General features: G+C 55.0%; 10 protein-coding genes. 8 read left to right on the forward strand and 2 right to left on the reverse strand.

Translation table 11 applies throughout. The features are described 5' to 3' along the window. The 3 genes from ACNFH5_RS11815 to ACNFH5_RS11825 are packed head-to-tail and all read left to right on the forward strand — an operon-like array spanning position 1 to position 4,312. Complete coding sequence (locus ACNFH5_RS11815; protein WP_416746159.1) at positions 1-963, forward strand: hypothetical protein; 963 nt, start codon at positions 1-3, stop codon at positions 961-963. Next, entirely contained in the window at positions 960-2,966 is a 2,007-nt protein-coding gene (locus ACNFH5_RS11820; RefSeq protein WP_416746161.1) for a transposase, read from the forward strand. The genes ACNFH5_RS11815 and ACNFH5_RS11820 overlap by 4 nt, the downstream gene beginning before the upstream one ends. Then, positions 2,963-4,312: an AAA family ATPase gene (locus ACNFH5_RS11825; protein WP_416746163.1), complete on the forward strand. Its 1,350-nt coding sequence runs from the start codon at positions 2,963-2,965 to the stop codon at positions 4,310-4,312. The genes ACNFH5_RS11820 and ACNFH5_RS11825 overlap by 4 nt, the downstream gene beginning before the upstream one ends. A gap of 241 nt (positions 4,313-4,553) precedes the next feature. On the opposite strand, the gene ACNFH5_RS11830 is transcribed toward ACNFH5_RS11825, so the two are convergent. Both ACNFH5_RS11830 and ACNFH5_RS11835 read right to left on the reverse strand, forming a co-directional pair. Beyond that, entirely contained in the window at positions 4,554-7,850 is a 3,297-nt protein-coding gene (locus ACNFH5_RS11830; RefSeq protein ID WP_416746164.1) for a UvrD-helicase domain-containing protein, read from the reverse strand. 1 nt (position 7,851) lies between these two features. After that, the gene (locus ACNFH5_RS11835; RefSeq protein ID WP_416746166.1) at positions 7,852-8,916 is read right to left on the reverse strand and encodes a hypothetical protein; all 1,065 of its coding nucleotides are present in this window, start codon (positions 8,914-8,916) and stop codon (positions 7,852-7,854) included. 85 nt (positions 8,917-9,001) lie between these two features. Here ACNFH5_RS11835 and ACNFH5_RS11840 point away from each other — a divergent pair, with 85 nt between their 5' ends. The 5 genes from ACNFH5_RS11840 (at position 9,002) to ACNFH5_RS11860 (ending at position 18,846) form a co-directional block, all read left to right on the forward strand. Next, positions 9,002-10,093, forward strand: coding sequence for a taurine catabolism dioxygenase TauD (locus ACNFH5_RS11840; RefSeq protein WP_416746168.1), 1,092 nt, complete (start codon positions 9,002-9,004; stop codon positions 10,091-10,093). 112 nt (positions 10,094-10,205) lie between these two features. Further along, positions 10,206-14,219 (forward strand): AAA family ATPase, encoded by a 4,014-nt coding sequence (locus tag ACNFH5_RS11845; protein WP_416746169.1) that lies wholly within the window; start codon positions 10,206-10,208, stop codon positions 14,217-14,219. A gap of 194 nt (positions 14,220-14,413) precedes the next feature. Beyond that, positions 14,414-16,693 carry an AAA family ATPase gene (locus ACNFH5_RS11850; RefSeq protein ID WP_416746171.1) on the forward strand — a complete coding sequence of 760 codons (2,280 nt, stop codon included), beginning with the start codon at positions 14,414-14,416 and terminating at the stop codon, positions 16,691-16,693. Then, positions 16,690-17,412: an HNH endonuclease gene (locus ACNFH5_RS11855; RefSeq protein ID WP_416746174.1), complete on the forward strand. Its 723-nt coding sequence runs from the start codon at positions 16,690-16,692 to the stop codon at positions 17,410-17,412. The genes ACNFH5_RS11850 and ACNFH5_RS11855 overlap by 4 nt, the downstream gene beginning before the upstream one ends. Positions 17,413-17,538: 126 nt before the next feature. Next, a complete protein-coding gene (locus tag ACNFH5_RS11860) occupies positions 17,539-18,846 on the forward strand; it encodes a DUF1173 family protein (protein WP_416746176.1) in 1,308 nt (435 codons plus the stop codon). Positions 18,847-18,873 lie beyond the last annotated feature (27 nt).

Raw genomic sequence — 18,873 nt, forward strand, 5'->3', positions numbered from 1 at the left:
ATGACACCACAGCAGAAATATGACCTGATAATTAGTCGCCAAGCCCACTTTCAGTGGGGTGATGTTTATATACCATCCACCTTGGTCGTACCGGGTGAGGCGCCTAAAGGCTCCCGTGTAAGTAAGTTGAACAGCCGAAAGCTCGGTCGAACATTACACGCTTTGTCTACGCCAGAGCGCATATTTACGCAGCTTGCGCTTCATCATCCTGCACTTCTTGATATTCATGAGCAGAAGATGCTGTCGCCTGTTGCAACGGTTCACCCGTTACGTGGGCACCCTTTGATGATTGGTAAATTTCCGACGCCCTTGCCAGGTACACTAAAAATAGCGACGGAGATTGGATTTAAGCATTATAAAATAGTGAAAAAATACCCTGATGGGAGGCGTCAGTACGTGGCGTTTCCTTATCAGGGTGATCTCTTGCTGTATATGATTGGTTGTGATGGAAACCCCTATGCAGTGAATTGGTCGGTAAAAGATACCAAGGAGGCCTTTTCCGAAAGAAGAAGGTTAAGTGTAAAAACACCTGCTCAGCAAAAGAAAGATCGAGACCACGCTGAGCTTAGAGCAAAACTTGAGGCGGAGTACTACGCTCGCGCCGGAATAAGAACGGTCCAAGTAGCGATGGACATGATTGACCCGATGGTAATTGCCAATCTCGATCTTCTGTTCGGTATGCACAGCCTGCCAGTCACTCATGAGTCGCAGTTAATGGCGGATTTTAGTTGTGCAATACAGGAAGCATTTACTGAGGGGGTGCCTTTGGCGCATGTTGCCATTAAATATGGCGCTCACTGGGGTTCTCGCGATCAATTTTTGGCAAAAATCTATCAAGATATTTGGGAGCGAAAACTACCAGTAAATTTCTTTAAGCCGATATTGATTGATCATCCATTATGCTGCGAACGGAAAGATTTGTTTTCAGTCTATGGTGAGCTTTTTGAGGAGTTTGAGGCATGATGCTCGGAGCGCGAATTGTTGCGCCTGAGGGGTTTCTTTGCCTTGAGCAAGGGAGGGTCTATCACTTCCTTTGCAGTGACTCGGATAGAAGTCGGGTCAGACTTGTCTTGTTTACCGATGAGAAATCTGATCTGCATGCGGAGCTTGTTACGCTAACTAGGATTGAGTTCGAGGAAGGGCTGGAACACGCCCTGCTGATTGAAAACGGACATGAGGATTACCCGCCTTGGCTAGGCCCCATCCAAGGCTATTCTGCCTTGTACTTGGAAGGCCGTCGAAAATCCACGAAGGAAAGCTATAACCAGAAAGTCGATCGTAGGTATATGGTCATATCGGAGCTGGTGGCTCGATATCACGAAATACTGAGTAGCGAAAATCCTAGTGCGATCATAAATGCACACGCCAAGGCTTATGATCGGCCGCAGAATGCTGGCAGGGTTAGGCTGTGGTTCTATAGCTATATCGTCTTTGGATTTAATAAGTGGGCTTTAATGCCACCATTTCACCGTATTGGTGGATGGAACCGTGAAAGCCAATCGCAGCTTAGGAAGCTTGGGAGGCCATCTCCGAAGGGGCGGAGATCCGGGTATCCATGCACTCATGAAATGAAGGCGCAGATCGTTTCAGGGTTTGTGAAATTCAAGTCGGCGCATAGCTCACAGGAAAAGATTTATGCGGATGTATTAACCAAGGAGTTTGGCTGCGTTGTAAGAGCCAAAGGAGATTCTAGGACTTTCAGCCATCCTGAAGGGAAGCCCTTCCCATCATTCCCTCAGTTTAGATATTGGATTCGGAAATTACTCAACCCTAAAGCGCTCTCCATTGAGTTAAAAGGCATTCACAAAACCAGGGCTCAAACCGGATCTGAAGGCAGCTTTGCTGAGAGACTCACAAACCTGAACCAACGTATTGAGTTCGATGGATATTCTATTTCTGAAAAGCTATCGGGTCTCACCGAAGGTAGTGCGGTGGATAGTTTCTGCGTGGTGCGGGCTGTCTGTGGCTTATCCGGAGCTGTGGTTGGTATTGGGTTTTCAGAAGGCCATGAAAATATGGAGGCCTACAAAATGGCCTTGTTCTCGATGGCAGTTGATAAGGTGAAGTTTGGTGAGCTATTTGGTATGGAGGTCAGGCCAGGTGAGTGGCCGAGCGTCGGGCTTTCAGGGGGGCTCATTTTCGATAGAGGGCCTGGGGCTACTTTCGATTGCGAGGCTGAAATCAACTGGCTTGGGAGCTTTGAGCTAACGCCTACCTTTTCCGGGCAGTCCAAGGCTACCGTTGAGTCGTCCCATCCCAGAGATAAACAGAGCCTTGATCAGCCGACCTACGTTCACAGTAATCTAAATTTTGTACTGATGGCTCGTCGCGAAATCTTACAAGTGTTATTGGACAACCATTCCTCCGACGCTAGTGGGAGAGTGGACGAAGAACTGGCACGGTTAGGATTAAAGCCGACGCCTCATAATATTTGGTGTTACTTGGATGGTCGGGGCCGAAATAGCTCTATTGGTATGCCGTTCGATATGGCTGTTAGGTCATTTCTCGCTGAGAAGAAAGCTACGATAAAAGATGATGCTGTGCATTTTTTTGGAAGAAGATACCGATCTCAAGCGCTAACTAATACCCGTATTTTTGACCGGGTCGCTAGAAATGGCGCAGTTCAGGTTACTGCATTTGTCCTTACTATGTGCGTGCGGCATATCTGGGTTGAGGTAGAGGGATTGCTCTACGAGCTGGACTTTGTCCGCACCGCAAGCACGCCGGAAGGAAGCATAGATATCTCGCTGCGCGAACTGATAGAGATCGATGAAAAGCGCCGCGCTGGGGCGGCTGCTCTGCGGTATGAAAGACCGGCTATCCAGCAGGACTATAGGGACAGATTCAAGAAAAATACTGGAGAGGAGTGGGACGGCGGTCAGCGAAAGCTAGGTCGACCTGCTAAAGGAGGAGCAGCACTGCGGGACACGGCGGACTACAACCGCTTCAGAGGAAGCGCTAAGTGAACGAGATCATCAATACTCGTTTCGACGGGTGCTTGGATACCGAGCAGATCCGCGAGCGGGTAACGGTTAAGCCTGACGCCGTTGTTGAGTTGGGTGGATTAGATGTCTCGCTTGCCGCAGAAACCCTCGCCGATGCCCTGAGGCAGATCTATCTACCCAACGATTTTTCTCTAGCTTTTATTAAGGAGATTGCTACCAGGGCCTCGCTATACAGCCGAAAGCTATTTTCGAGTGAGGTGGAATACATTTCCAGGATTTATAACCCTCCCGACGTAGAGGTTGCTCCTATTTGCCTGACCGGCTTGGCAGGGATAGGTAAGAGCCAGACGATCGCCGCGCTACGGAAGGTTTTACCTCCACCCTTGGATTATTCCTGCGACCATTTTGAGGGAAGCCTGCAGCTAATTTCATATTGGTACGCCAGCGCTAGAGGCAAAGCTGGCGGCAGGCAGATGCTGGCGGATTTTGTACTGGATGGTAAAAGAACCACGAGCTACAACTCCGCAAAGCTTCTTGTTGAGTGTCGCCGCCGTGCAAACAGGGATGGTGTGTCGCTGCTCCTGCTTGAGGAGACTCAGCACATCAACACTGGGCAAGGGGCCTCCAAGGTCACAGACATACTGCTGACCATGGCCGCGATTGGTCCTCCGATGGTGTACGTATCCAATTACAGCCTCGTGCACAAGCTGTTGGGCCGCAACAGCGAAGATAAACAGCGTCTGCTTTCTGAGCCAAGGATCATGCTGCCCGATGATCCGGATAGTGTGGGATGGAGGAGTTACATCGCTGAGTGCATCAGGGTCTCGGGGGGGAATATGCGAGCATCAGCTGACGATTTTGCTCAGGAAATCTATCGATCCACATTTGGCATCAAGCGGCTTGTTGTACAGCTTATAACGCTGGCCTACATCGAAGCGCGCATTGCTGGGCGTGAGTGTCTGACCCTGTCCGATATCAGCCGGGCATATCGCTCTTCTGCCTATTCAGCTAACAAGGAGGACGTGGAGGAGCTGCAGCTGCAAGCGCTTCAGAATCGTCGGACGGGGCCGCGCTCAGACCTTCGCTGTCCGTTTGAGCTTCCCATTGCTCTGAAGTCTAACGTTGTGGCATTTGCCCGTGCGGATAGAGACAGTCGCGTCATCAAGACGGTTTTCGATTCTTCACTCAACGAAAGCGAGCGAGTTGCCCTGAGGCACATCGAAGAGCCGACATCGGAGTCCACCCGACCAAACAAGGCGCCTCGTCCTTCTCGCCTGCCCGAGCCGTCGGATGAGGATCTGGCCAACGCCTTTTATGACGATCTCGAGTCAATGGATCCTCCGCCCAAGCCGAAGAAGCCTCGCTAGAGTCGGAGCCACAACTGATGCTCAGCCCACTGAATGAAACCGCGGTCAGTTGGCTGGGCTCTGTGGGATAGATCGAATACTCTCGGCCCCACCATACGAGTGGAAGTGTGGTCTGCCACGCGCGCGGCTGACCTCAAGAGAGCCAAAAGATAAGCGTTGGGCCCTGCTAGTTCGAGCTCCGCGCTTTTCAAAGGCCTTGAGGGTGTACCGTCGGGCTGCGCCGTTCTTCCACCCCACAAAGTTAATTATTGCTAGTGCAGATGGCCCTGTAAGCGCAGCGGTTGCACGCGTCTCCTGGGCGCGGAGGTCGATCGCCCTTACGCATATTAGAAACAGCCTTCACCAACCGAGTCATAGCTGGTTTGATTGAGGGCGTGCAATCCAGTTGCAAGCCGTTCGTGAGCGAGTGCAGTGCGAGAGTCTGGTGTCTCTTGCCCCCGAGATTGAGAATCAAGGGCCGGACATTACTCGCCAAATAGTCGAGGCTCATTCCGGTGCGAAGCCAGTGAAGAGTGCCATCCCGGCCCTCGAGCATCCATGGCATCTCAATCGCGAGCCCGTCCACTACTGCTATCTGGGGCGCCAGATATCGGGCACCGTGCACATGTTGAATCTCAAGCCCTCTGCTGAATGCTTGCTGAGCTTCACTGACAAGGTTGCTGTCCGACTCCGTATTGGGCAGGCCCTTATCTGACCAAACCTCCCCCAATATGCTCCCTGGCGCGGTTCCATCTCGGAACACTTGCTCAAGGGCTTCCATCAACGCGCTTCTCGCTCTAATGGAAACATCCACTTCTTGCTCGGCCGGCAGCCGAAGCTCGTGGGCGAAATGGAACTGCTGCGGGCAAGTCATAAAGGTATCTATGCCCGTAAATGAGACTCCTAGGGTCGGCTCACTTACCTGCGAGCGATTCTGCGATGTGTTGCTACGCGCGTATTGTGCGCCCTTCCGAATCTCGATCAGGTGTTTATTACGGATGGAAGCTGGCACCTCGACGTCATCAACAGTGGTGTAGATGTTGAGCTTGTCTTTGGCCCGTGAAACGGCAACGTAGAGCAGATTGTTTCGCTCAACAGCTTCCTCGAAAAGGCGACTCTCCTGGGTGCTGTTGAGTACCTCAGGGGGCAATAGCAGCTCTTTTCGCTCCTTACCTGAGTTGGTAGGGGCCTGGCGTCCAAACCGCCAGTTGTCGACGTTGGCCAGATGTACAACAGGGAACTCGAGCCCCTTACTGCCGTGAATCGTCATCAAGCGCACAGCGTTGATAGCACTCGCCTCTGGCGGCAGGGTGCGTTCTGGGCGTTGCTTAATCCAGCGGCGTAGATCCTCTCTGTGCAAGAACTGGGGGATCGTAGCGCGACTAGCAGCACCGTCCCCATTTCGGACGCCATAGAGGAATAGCCACACAGCGAGGCGATCAATCTGTCGCGCAGTCGAGTCATTATCTAGCTCGGGCAGTCCGAATCCTCGCTCGAAGATCAGATCGCACACGAAGTCCCAAGGGCGGGTGCTCCACTTCAGCCCTTGTAGAAGGCTCGCCAAGTTGCTGTTCGTCTGCTGACCCTCTGGAGAGAGTCCATCAGCCTGTCTTCCAATCCACCGGCCGCGCTGCCAGCCCGGGCCCTGTTTCGATTGCGCCATTAGCCAGTCGATGTCGGAATCTGACATTCGTAGCAGCGGAGTGCTCTGCAATCCCTTGAGAGCTGCTGGGCTGCGCCGGCTGACCAGGAGCATAAAGCACAGGAAAGGCCTGATTTCGGGTCGCTGAAACAGATCTCCCATATGCAGCGTGGGTACCCCAAGGTCAGCCAGGTCTTCTGACAGCTGGTCGATCTGGGCATTGCTGGAGCTGATAACGCAGTGCTGGCGATAGAGGCCTCCGCTGATTATTGATCGATGGATCTCTTGCGCGATGGACAACGTTTGCGAGCCGCTTGAATCGCAGGCATGCCGAACCGGTAACTGGTTGCTTGCTGCTCTCGATGGACGGACCGTGTCCAGAGGAAGCTTTTCTTCCAGCTGGTGATCACGCCCCACAAGCTCTACGACTCGCAGAATTTCTGGCGTACTGCGTCGATTGATGTCCAGGGTGTAGCGCTGGATGGTGTCTGTAGACTCCTTTCGCGCAAACGCCTCTTGGAATTTGAGCAAGCTTTGGATTGAGGCTCCACGCCAGTGGTGTACAGCCTGGCGAATGTCACCAACCACCCAGAGCTTCTTGGTGGCAGAGCCAAGACGTCTCACCAGCTCGACCATAACGTGAGTAACGTCCTGGTACTCGTCGACCAAGATGTGCTCGAACTGATCTACGAACTCGGCAATGGATTCCCGATCCGTTTCAGCTCTGCGAGTCAGTAAGACTAATAGGTCGGTGTAGTCGACCCAACCATCATGTCGGAGAGCGTCCTCGTAAACTCGGTACAGCTTCTCGATGTCCTGCCGTTGGCACGCCACATCTTCATCGACTGGCACCAGGCCTGCGAGGATCTCCGTGTACCTTTCAGGAGTGACGAGTTCTTCCTTCAGCCGACTGATGATTTTGAGGACGTCTGGTACCCAGTCATACGGATTCTGCAGCCTTCGGTAGTAGTGAAGGTCAACATTTGGCAGCTCCTTAATCAGGAGCCTGACCTGCTGAAGTAAGTCGGCCACCTTGATCTGAGGGGCGAGACCAAAGTCCGCGTGATACTTGCGTAGAAACTCGAGACCAAGAGCATGAAAGGTGCCCGCCCACACCTGTGTGGCCCCGGGCACATTCGCCAACCTTAAGCGCTCCACCAATTCCTGGGCTGCTTTTGTAGTAAAAGTCAGCACCAAGATCTTGCTCGCAGGAACTCCATCGTTAATCAGGTGTGTGATGCGATGAACTAGCGTGGTGGTTTTCCCGGTTCCAGGCCCTGCGACGACGTTGGTGTAGCGCTCCGGGGCTTCCGCAGCGGTCTTCTGTGCATCGCTAGGCTCGGGTGGCTGGCTTGCCGGAGAGATGGGGACGTCCGGAAGCAGGAGAGCATCTGCTAGCTGTTGCCGAACGAGCTCCAAGGGCATTTGCAGCTGCGTGGCTATCTGCCTTGAGCGCATGCCTTCGCTCCACATCTGCTTTGCTAAATCTCTAGGCAGGAGGAGTTCGCGCGCAAAGACGTTGGCTTGAAGCTCTTGGCGCTCCCATGCGCCGTAGCCTTCAACGATCGTCGCCCCGGGGGCCGCACCGGATGGATCCAGCATGGCCAGCTGGCTGATCGTCTTTTTCGACTCAACGAAGTCGAGGAACCAATGGCCTAGCTCATGAGCTAACAGATAGGCTCGCTCGGAGAGCGGGACGTCTCGGCGAATATAGATTGTCTCAAGCTCTCGTTTGAGCGCAGCCTCACCCGTACCCAGCTCGAAGTGGCCCTCCGGCACTGGCTCGATCGCAAGCTCGATGGCATCTTCGATGGCGTTGACCAACTCATTGCAGTTTGGGCGACTCCCAACGCAATGAATCAGTAGATCTGAGCGTACTTCTAGGGCCTTCCGACGCGCGCGATCATATGGATTCACATCAGTCACCGAGTGCCAGAAGCTTCTGCTCTTCGTCCGCCGGCAACTGCAATGCCTTTACGCCCACTTCCCAAGTCTTGGCTTGAAGACAAACAGTTGGGCTACCGTCCGGGGCTTTGAATGCCGGTGCCGTGGAGTCGAAAAAGCGAAACTCAAAGGCCTTTCTCAACGAGTCGGCCGTCACTCCTAATTTACGCGACAGCGCATCCAGTAATCTTCGCGGCGCAAGCACTGCTCCGCCTAGCACTTGGTTCATCAAGCCTCGCTGCTTACCAAGTCCAACGCTCTCAGCTAGAGCCTTAGCCCTTACTCCAATGAACGGCTCGGTAGCATCTAATGCCTCCCGCATCTGTTTGTCAGCCACATCAGTGCTCTGGCACTCGACCTGCTGTGCTAGCCCTTCAGCAACAAAATACCCCACCATTTGAGAGGCCGATTTCTTGAATTCCTGCGCTGCAAGTTTGATGTCCAGTCCTAAGTCGGCGTCTAGGCGAGCCATCCACTGATAGGATTTCTCGCCATAGCTTCGAAGCCTCTCCTCATATTTCTCAAAGAGCTGCCTAGGACTCTGCTCATCGACTTCGGTGTAGAAGCGCTCAAGGCTCTGCTCAACCAACTGGCGAGCCATGTCTGCGGCCGACATACCGTGCTTCTCAGCAGCGCTAGCAACCATGTCGTACATGGCTCGGTTGCTACTCACGCCAACGGTAACCTTCTTGGCTTTCGTGTACGTTTTCGATGTCTGAGTCGAAGCTTGATCATCAGAGTGCTTAGTCATCGTCTCTTCCGGACCTCCCTGAATAGCTGCAGCCGAGCAATTCCCCTTCCTGGAGTGCTCTGATACGACCGGTGGAGACACCAGCGTATCTGCCAGCTCGGCCATGACCTTCTTTGCCAATTGGTCTGGCGTGTCCGCGGCAACGTTTAATTCTTCTCCACCCGGCAGGCCGAAGGAGAATTCATGCCTCCCCACCTTATCTCGAAACTCCCCGACCGCTGAGACGTGCAGGAGGAATTCAGCCCATTCCCGGAGGTGGAGCGAGGTCAGATTGATATCACTTTTCATGGTAGGCTTGGCGTTGGTCACGGATGCTTGTATGTTTAGCCCACAGGCTTGATATATCAATTCTATATCACCATGGTTGGTGCGTGTGCAATTGGAAAAAATTTTTGCGGAAGCGGTTTGCACAGAAATTGCGAACTGGATGGCAGGAAGGTCACTTCAGAGCTGCTCTGACGAGCAGAGCGACCCTGTTCAGTTCAGCAATGCTTTGTTGCCTAATCTGCTTTCGCGTCTGCAGGCTGCCGGCGTCACTCGCGACCAGCTGAAGCAGCTAGCCTGGGGTGAGCCTTGCATTCACCTTCAGGGCGTTTTCCCCACGGAGGGGTACGATGACCAATTGCCTGAGACGCCGGTCGATTTCCTCCCCGTGCCCGATTGCCGGGCGACTATAGCGGCACGCGCGAGCGCGATACTCTGTCTCGCCACCATCGACTCCTCGGTAGTTTCTTACGCCTCAGAAAATGACGGTCATCTCTTCGTTAACCTGGTTGCCCTGGATGGGGATGACCATATGGCGGAGAAATCCAAAAGCAGCATGCGTGGTCACACAGACGGCGTGTTCTTTCCTATCAGGGGAGAGCGCGATGAAAAGTATCCGAACTTTGCCCCATCACCTGATTTCGTTTGCCTGTCGGCGCTGCGCAACCCAAACAGTACCGAGACGACTGTGATGCCTTTAGCAGAGGTACTTTCAGCGTTGTCAGATAGCGAGATCGCCGAGCTGTGTAAGCCGCAGTTTTCGATCGTCCCGCAGAAAACTTTCCGTAAAGGCCTCGCGCGCATCCTGAATTTGAGGAGCACGCGCCCACCACGTCTTGATAACCGAAGTGTCCTGTCCCCGCGACCGGAAGGCTTTTGGGTGCGATTCAGCCACAGTTCTGTGACTGCACCGCTCCTAACCGATGACGGGAGCGAAGAGACCGACATCGACGCGCAGAACGCGGCCAGCAGCGCTGTAGAAGCTTTTGTGAAGCACTGCGTGAACAAGCTACGCAGCGTTGTGATCAGCCCTGGCGACATCCTGCTGGTCAACAACCGAATCGGACTTCATGGGCGATCCGGTGTTGGCGAAGAGGTCGGCGGTCAGTCCCGATGGCTGCTGCGCACCTATGGGCTCGAAATCAGTGAGCTCGTTGCTGAGATGCGCTACGACGGTAGTACTTACAAGCTGTACCCCTAGACGATCAGATCTGAAGCGTGGTGCTCACATCTGCTGGTCTTGTTCTACTGAATGATTGGGAGAGGTAAGTATTCGTCGCCGCTCCCGCTGAGCGCAAGGAAGGGAGAAGGCAATGTCGGGCGAACAGGTAGACCAACTACTGGATAACCCCCTCGAGCTGGAGAGCAGCACGCTTGAGGAAATCGTTGACGCCTTGTCAGCAGGGTGCCCGATCGCGTTACCGCAAAATGCGGGACTTTTCGTACTCGATAGCGAAGACGCGCGGGCCGCGTTCAGGTTTTATGCTTCTCGTACTGAGCTCTGGCCACAGCAGAAACCGCTTTCCAGCGTGGAAGTGGATCAGCTGCTGCAAGCTCTTGAGCAGCCACTTCCAATAGTCCGTAGAACGCATCCAGTCGCGTCACCACTCAATCGCCCCCGGTGGCGCATTACCCGAGTTAGAGTGCATCGCTTTGCCGGTCTGCATCGTCATTGCGGCGTCAACGGCGAGTCCCCAGACATCTTGTCGCTCGATTTAGATCGCGATGTCACCTGTATCTGGGGATTTAACGGCGCCGGCAAGTCAGCGCTTCAAAGTGCGATTATGTGGTGCTTGACTGGTCAGGCGCTTCGTTCCCAGCACAAGCCTGCCGCGGTTCATATGCCCATAGCATTGGAGATGATGGAGGAGTCTGAGAAGGACGATCTCTTGTCCCCCGACTCCGCCCGCACTCTGTCCCTTCCTCCGATTGTTCCTCTCCCATCCGCCGATGATCTAGCCGCACTCCAGGACAAGCCTGCCTGTGACACTTGGGTTGAGCTTACACTTCGAGAGCATTCTGGGACTGAGATTGTGGTGAAGCGAGAGCTCAAGCGCGGTCCCCGGGGAGCTATCTCGACACAGTGTACTGGCCTCGAATATCTAGGCCTTCCACAGTGGGCGATCGAGGCCGGAACATTGATGCCGGCGATGGCTGCCACGATGAGGTTTGACGAAAAGACCACGTTTGCAGATGCGATCGCCCAGCTAACCGGGCTAAGACCACTGAAGGATCTTGGCAAACGCTCAGAACGCTTAGTGCGGCGACTATCGGTGGATGAAAGCGACAAAGCGGAGAGTGATGCAGACGCTGCGCTCAATCGTTACGCCGCCAGCATGCTCACCCTTGAAGAGAACTGGAGCTCCCAGACGGAGGCTCTCGGTGCAGTACCGAACCTTTTATATCCGCCACAAGAGTCCGAGGAAGAGAGCTGTAAGGCTGCCATCGAGTCTGCCGTGTTACACCTGGAGACGCTCCGCCAGCGTGGACAGAAGGACATTGACGCGATCCTCGCCGCTTCCCTGTCCTTGGAAACGAAGGATCAAGTAATAGCGTTGGAAACTGTCCTGCGAGATGCGAGAGAGCGCCTGGGCTCACTTGCGATCGCAACGCTTCCGTCCGTGGAAACACTTAAGCGCCTTGGGGAGATCCAGGTCGCTGATAGGGATGCGGTACTAGCCAAGCTTCAGGAGTTGCAGACGCGGGCTATTGAGCAAGTGGCGCGGCAGCAGAAGAAAGAAGAAGCTGCTCGCTGGCAGCTGTATGCGATGGTTTCCCAATGGCATCGCCGACATCACCCCGAACTGGGCTTGGGCGATTGTCCGGTCTGTGGTTCAGACCTTTCTGAGGTGCCACCAGATGCCCTGCTGGACAAAGGCGTAGCTGAAGCTCTACAGATCAGCGCGCAAGCGCACAATGACGCTACGAAGACATTATTGGACTGGCAGAAGGACGCCGCCGCGGAGCTGCTGGAAGCCCTTCCCGCAAGTCTGAGATTGTTCGTAGATGTAAAGGCTCCTGCGACACTCCTAGGACTATACCGCAATGCGTATGTGAACGAGCTGCTTCAGGACGCTGCGTTTAACACGCAATTGCGCCCACTCAAACAAAACGCAGCTGTAGTCTGGGACCTCGCGGTCCAGGCGAATCCGATCCCACCTCTGCCTGACGTCGAGATCGTCGGGTTGCCGGTCGAACTCCGCAATACCTTGCTCGCCACTAGATTTACCAACCTGCAGACTGCTCTATCCCTATCCCTTCATCGACAGCTGAGTGAGGACCAGATCAGGCAGATCTCTCAGCGATACTTCGGAGCGGGCACGTTCGATCGAGCTTCAGCCTTGCAAGGTCAGGTGGAAATTGCATCGGCTCCACTCAGGCACCAAGTGGTGGCGCTAGAGCAAGCAGTGACCAGCGCCGAACCCATCATCTCTCTGCTGCGCCAACTCCGTGAAATTGAGGCGATCCGGCAGACCTGGGTAAAAGCTCGCCAGCGGCATCACTTGCTGCAGCGAGCAGCCGCAGCAATCCAGCAATTTACTCGGTTGCCAGGCCTTGTGAGTCAGCAAGTTGAGGGGCTGATAGCACTGCTTGATGAGAGGACGACTGCGTGGCTCAACGTCATCTATCGGCCTCACTACGTCGGCGGACCTGGCTATATCGGCCTCGATCCATCCAGAATTCACGGGGTGGGGATATACGCAGGTTATGGGGGCCTGCGAGTGCCAGCTAATGAGGTGATGAACTCTTCACACCTACGGGCGTGTGTATGGGCGTTTGTCTTCAGCTTGTGGGAACGCATTCGTGATCGTGCGGGCGCCCTTGAGATTCTGCAACTAGACGATCCCCAGACCTACTTCGATCCGATCAACACGGAGAACCTAGCGGCAGTCATTCCGAAGCTCGTTGAGGCAGGCATGGCGCCTATCATCACTTCAAATGACAACCGCTTCATCGCGGCGGTCAAAAGTCGATTGCCGAAACTTTCGTCAGGCTCGCCATCTTGGACGATGCTCCAAGTGAGTCCGATTTCCTCCTCGCGGCGGACGGTCGCACTCACTCCGGCAGTCGAAGAGGTGATTGAGCGTCGAGCTGTTTGGCGTGATGACGAGTCGAATGTTGGTAAGGCCCAGGAGTTCGTGGAGCGAGTGCGGCTTCACATCGAAAGCCGCCTATGGGACCTGCTCGCTGCAGATCCGATGCTTATCCACAAGCCCACGCTGGCTGACCTTATCAACCATATCAGCAGTGCCCGCAATCATGGTGAGCAGCCTTTCAATGAGATCCCGTTTGAGCGTTTGCTGGACTGCCGGGCGCTGAGGCCTGGATCGGAGTTCTATCTGATCATCAACAAGGCTCACCATAACTTGCGAGATGTCACTCCGTTCGAGGCCGGGAAAGTCGACGAGTCCTTCGATGAGGTTGACCGACTACTGCGCAGCTGTAACGCGTCATATGCGAGGTTCATGGGGCGTCTCACACGAGAGGATGAGGATCTCTTCTTTGCTACACCTCCGGCGGCCCCGGCAGCGATCGCTTTGGATCAGCAGCCCATCCAGGTCTTGGGTGATTTTAGCGCTCGCACGTATTCCGATGCCCTCGCTATCGAGGCGGAGCGCACTACTTTCTCCTTCGATAGCCTGGGAGACGTTGCGCTGTTCGCCATCCGGGGCGCGAGTCTCGGTGCATTGGCTTTGCCTGGTCAAATCGTGGCGGTCTCGCTTTCAGGTGAGGCAAGAAGCGGCGATCCCGTCATCGCACTTCACGGTAGCAGCGTATTGGCTCGGCGATACCATGTTGACCAAAGTGACGCCTCGAGGCTGACCCTCGCATGTGACCAGTCAGGTAGCGAGCGAGTAGCGCCGGCGCTCACATTGCCGAGGAGCAAGGTGCGGATTCTTCCCATCGTTGGGGTTCTCTATGACAGTGTCCCGAGAGCCGGAGGCCAAGAGGCTCGTTCTGTCGACAGCTGCTCCGTATTGGACAGGCAGCTCCTTGCTGCCCGTATCATTGAAGACAGTGGATACCCGGTTGTCAGAAACGGCGACCTCGTCTTGCTGGAACAAATGGAGATACCCAGCGGGGCCACACTGGATCGAATGAAGGGGGATATGGTTGCTTTCGTGGCTGCTCAGCGGGGGGAGCAATTTGCCTACTTGAAGCGCGTCGGCTCATCAATCCAGGGCAGCAGTTTGCGGATTTTTGAAAACGTCGGAACCTTCGGGGACTCACTGGCTGTGTCCTGCTTCGGGGGCGACGGCAGCACTGCGGATCATCTTGAGATGCAAAGTATGTGGCGAGTGCATGGGGTGATTAGGAAGTCCTGACCCCTTGTTTGCAGGCGGAACTCAAGCTCTGGAAAGAGCGCTGCACCGAATCAGTGTTGCAAGAGACAGCTGCAACACCGACCTGAACATGCATCAGTGGTTCGAGTTGGTGGCCACTGGCTACCTGTGTCCCTGGTGCGTAGACTCGCCGCCCAACCTCCCAGTCCATTTCTCTTGTGCCAGGCCAACTTTTCATGGATGAAAGTAAACTTCTGCTGGGCAATCTGTTCCGTCACATCAACTCACTTGAAATGCGAGGCTCGCTGGGCGATCAGGTCTTCAGAATCGTTGTGCTCTATTTCGTCGCTGATCAAGTAATCGACTGGAGCAGTGAACAGTGGGGGGCATTACGTAGAAAGCATGAGAGCGAGCAGAGACTATTGCCGGAAGACAGTGCCTGGATCCTTATCGAGCGATGTGGAGGATCGAGGCATCTGCCCGATGGGAATCTGCCCTCTTTCCAAGAACTGCACGAACGCCTTAGTTACATGGGCGAGCAACTAGATCGTTACGAGTGGCGCGCGCTGTTCGATTCCTTGTTCTACAACATCATTGGAGAGTCCGGTTACGATCGAACTCATGCTGAGATCGGCGGGGCGTTAGCTGGCGGACTGGCGAAAAATCACGACTTGATCGATCTCGACGCCTATTGCGGCGAAGCGTTGATCGAGCACCTGAGGCTTTATGGGGGGGGCTTCGGGCGTCACCTCGTCCAGAACAAATTGGATTATCTGGACATCATTCTCCTCCGCCTTCATGTGTGGGACGTAGATTTCGAACTAATCGACGGCCGAGCGGCCAAGCTTGACGAAGAGACTTTGGCGCTACTGGACATACCTACCGACGGATATTCGCCGTTTGGGGGGGTGTTAGAGCGCCTGAGCGCAACCCCTTGCAGAGGGCGTCTGCTCTTGCTTTTCACTTCTAGGATGACCTCTGACCCCACGGCGTTAAGAGAGCTTCGGGAGCTCCTGCTAGAAGGTGACCTGCTCGAAGCGGTTTTCGACTTCAACAGTTTCAACGCCAAGGGGAGGCCAGTGCGTAGTTACGCCTGGCTGCTCAATGCGAAAAAGCGGCATGCAGATCAGACACTTTGCATCGATATCCGGGGCTTGCCTGCTATAGCCTCAGATGCCACTCACCAAAACCTGGCCGCGTTTGCCGCGGCTACCTGCACTACATGGGCGTCTAATAAGCCCGATTTAGCGCTTGCTCTGGGGCCTCTGAACGGACTCTTCGCCCAGTTGTTCGACGGGGGCTATCAAGATATTGAAGGCCTCTGCAAGGTGCTGCCGTCTTCTCAGGTGATCAAGGCATCTATCGCGTCCAGGCGGGTGCCACCGGCCAAGAGGGATCGTGAGTTGTCTCTGCTGGATCGCCGCCCGCTATTACCCCTGCTTGGTAGAGCAGGCGAGTCGCCGAGTTGCATCTACATCATCGGCAACAACGGGGTAGGCAAGAGCTTGCTACTAGCCTCACTGGTGCCTTATCTGCAGCAGAAAGAAATCCGTTGTAGCGCCATCGCCGTAGGCGGATGTGACCGTTTCCCATTAAGCGACAGCGAGCTCTATCCCAGCTACAGCTATCTCGGTGATAAAACCGGAAAGTCGTCCTCACCCAAGTCCATCGAGCGCAAGTTGATCCGGATGCTGATCAAGTTGGTGCGGATGTATGGACGCCCCGAAGTCTTCGATAAGGTTCTTGATGAAGTTGACATCAAACAACGGGTTTACCTTGCGCCTGAGAGCATATTTAGCGGCCTGCAGCTGCCATCCGAGGAGCTAGCGAGGCGCGTGGTACCTATCTCTGAAGCCAGACGTGCAATAGTGCCGCTCAAGAATATGTGCTTGGCACTGTCACGCAGAGGAACGTCCGATCTCGTGCGTTTCATCGACTTGAGTTCGGGCGAGCAGCAACTGCTGCACTTGTTTGCCAGGATCATTTATACGGCGACGCCTGGCGAGGTTCTGCTGATCGATGAACCTGAGATCAGCCTGCATGTGCGTTGGCAGCAAGTGCTACCAAGTCTCTTCAGCTCTTTAGCTCAGGAGCTTCGCTGTCAGTTCGTCATTGCCACGCACTCGCCTACCTTGGTAGCAAATGCCAGTGACTCCCAGAGCCAATGTTTCCTCGCCAAAAAACAGCAGCTGCATGCAATCGCCCCGCAGCATCGACACTCGGTGGAAACAATCCTGTTGGAAGGCTTTGAAACCTATACCCCGCACAACCGGGAAGTGGCAGAGCGCTGCGCAGCGCTAGTCGGTGAAGCCATCCGGGTGAGTAACAGCGCAGACGCCGATCATGCATCGGCGCAGAGCTCGCTGGTAGAAGCGCTCGAAAGGATGCAGGGCACCATGGCTAGCTTCGCGAACAAGGACGACCAGCGCTTTCAGCAAGATCAAAATCTCATTGAGCAGGCTCGTTTGGCGATTGCAGAGACCTTCAATCTCGCCGCGACGGTGGGCCAGGTATGAAAGGCCATGCACTGCGACGCCAGCGAATAAATCTGATGCTTAAGCTTCGCGAGCGGGCCCGACAAGGCGATGAGACTGTTTGGAGCTCGCTGGGCAAGATGGATGATCTTGCACATGCAGATCTAAAGAAAGTATTGCGCCAAGCGTTAAAAGATCGCCAAGAGCCTCGCTGCTGCTATTGCAAACGCTGGCTGTTCAACCAAGCCGCAGCTGCCCCCATCGAACATGTGCTGCCGCGCCATACGTATCCGACTTTTGCCGTGCGGTTTCGAAATCTGGCCATCGCCTGTGTCGACTGCAATACGATGAAGAGTAAAAGCGATTGGGGCAACTTCCCGCTACCGCACCTGCGTTATCCAAGTGGCCAAGAGCTGACATTCTTCCATCCGCGCTTCCATGAATACGACGAGCATGTGCGCTTCGCAAGGATGGAGACCAACAGTTACGAATACGTCATTTACAAGGGGCTCACTCCCCAAGGTCTGCATTTATGCAGAGAGCTCCTGAACCTCGTCGTGGGCAAGCAGTGCCTAAAGCGTGGTTACCCCAGCTTGGCGAAGTGGCAGCGAGTCATGGAGGATCTTGATGCACACCAACCCCAGGATGAGCGGCCGGCGCTGGAGGCGTTTCGCAAAACAATGGAGCAGGCAATCGGCGATCGTCTTAAGGACGGGCATGCCAGCGCCTTGTGGATACAGCCTGCCCAAAATGGTTCGTGATGCCTACTTTTGATCACTGGGTAGAACCAGCTCAATCAGTTGGGCACCTTAATTGCGCGTGTTCTGGCATGGTGGCGCTGGCCGGCGCTATTCAGACAGCGGCTTGTGCCTGAGCAGTGAGGGTAAATGGCGAAGATCTATGACGTACGGGTGATCAGCACCCAGCGGAAATATTCCAGGGAGTTCCAGACCCAGCCGCAGTTCGAAGATGGTTGGAAATCGGTTCTCCAGCGGGCACACGGCTCCCCACTGATCTGCCTCTGCCCGGGTAATGGCAACAGGTATCTCTCGGTTAAACATCGGGAGGGGAGCGACAACTATCACCTTGCCCGCTACGCGAACACAGGCCCAGAACACGCAAACGACTGTCGATTCCATGCTCATGCCCCAGAGCGTTCTGGCCTGCAGGGATATGCCGCGGGGGTTGTAGAAGAAGCTGATGACAACACACTGAGGATACGCCTGGCCCACGGTCTTCGAGTCAACGAAACGGCCCCCGTCGAAAACGATGCAGACGATGTACCGCGCATTCCTGGCGTGAAAAAGCCGTCGATACGGCTGCTAGGGCTGCTCCAGTTGCTGTGGTTAGAAGCCGGTCTGGCTAACTGGTACCCGCTGATGGAGGGCAAGCGAAAGCCGGCGAAGGTAGCCTACTGGGTCTCTGAGGCTGCAAAGCGTGTAAGGGCCAGCCGAATGACGGTGCACGATGTCTTGTTGATTTCGGCCAAGAAGAACTCCCCCAGGGCGGCGCGTAACGCTGAGGTCGTGGATCAGGCCCGGGAGCATTCACGCAGACTCATTGCGGTGTCTGCGTTGGCGTCCTTCAACTCGGAACGACGCAGCCTAGCCCAGTTGTCGTTCTCCGGACCATTCGGCATGCCCACGATGGACATTCGTGCCGAGGTCCGGCGCCGCGTCGAACGTAGCTTTGCTGCCGAACTGGCCGCATGGGAGGCGGGTCACGAGGTTATCGCGATCGCCCAACTGAATCTGAAGAAGGGGCGTTATGCCGACGTCCTAGATCTTGCGCTAATGCGTGTGAGCGAGCGGATGATACCGCTCGACTCCGGCTACGAAGCCGTGATCGAGGCCAAGCTTCATGCTGAGGGCCGTGCCTTTTTCAAGCCCCCGCGCTTTGAGTCCGAGGACGAAATCTTCCCTGACTTCTGGCTGTTGGACATGGGGCGTGACACGCAGTACCCCCTGGAAGTATTCGGAATGAATACGCAGGCGTACCAGCTTCGCCGACAGCGAAAGATCCGCTGGTACAACGGACAGTTCGGCCCCACTGGGTGGTGGTACTGGGATGCCTTCAACGATTCGCAGGGTAAGGCGATCCCGGTCTTCCCCGAACGGGACATCGATTACCGGGGAAAGGAATACGCAGAAACAGCCGCGGACGACGTACCGGGATCTGTCGTCGATAGTGAGTAGAAGCTGCTCAATGCCCACGAAATAGCG

Origin of the sequence: Pseudomonas sp. NY15435 (assembly GCF_048068295.1) — a bacterium.
Classification (GTDB): Bacteria; Pseudomonadota; Gammaproteobacteria; order Pseudomonadales; family Pseudomonadaceae; genus Pseudomonas.

Excerpts from the sequence above, each read along its gene's own strand:
- ACNFH5_RS11835 (WP_416746166.1), bottom strand. The coding sequence starts at position 8,916 with ATGAAAAGTGATATCAATCTGACCTCGCTCCACCTCCGGGAATGGGCT.
- ACNFH5_RS11820 (WP_416746161.1), top strand. The coding sequence starts at position 960 with ATGATGCTCGGAGCGCGAATTGTTGCGCCTGAGGGGTTTCTTTGCCTT.
- ACNFH5_RS11815 (WP_416746159.1), top strand. The coding sequence starts at position 1 with ATGACACCACAGCAGAAATATGACCTGATAATTAGTCGCCAAGCCCAC.
- ACNFH5_RS11850 (WP_416746171.1), top strand. The coding sequence starts at position 14,414 with ATGGATGAAAGTAAACTTCTGCTGGGCAATCTGTTCCGTCACATCAAC.
- ACNFH5_RS11860 (WP_416746176.1), top strand. The coding sequence starts at position 17,539 with ATGGCGAAGATCTATGACGTACGGGTGATCAGCACCCAGCGGAAATAT.
- ACNFH5_RS11845 (WP_416746169.1), top strand. The coding sequence starts at position 10,206 with ATGTCGGGCGAACAGGTAGACCAACTACTGGATAACCCCCTCGAGCTG.
- ACNFH5_RS11855 (WP_416746174.1), top strand. The coding sequence starts at position 16,690 with ATGAAAGGCCATGCACTGCGACGCCAGCGAATAAATCTGATGCTTAAG.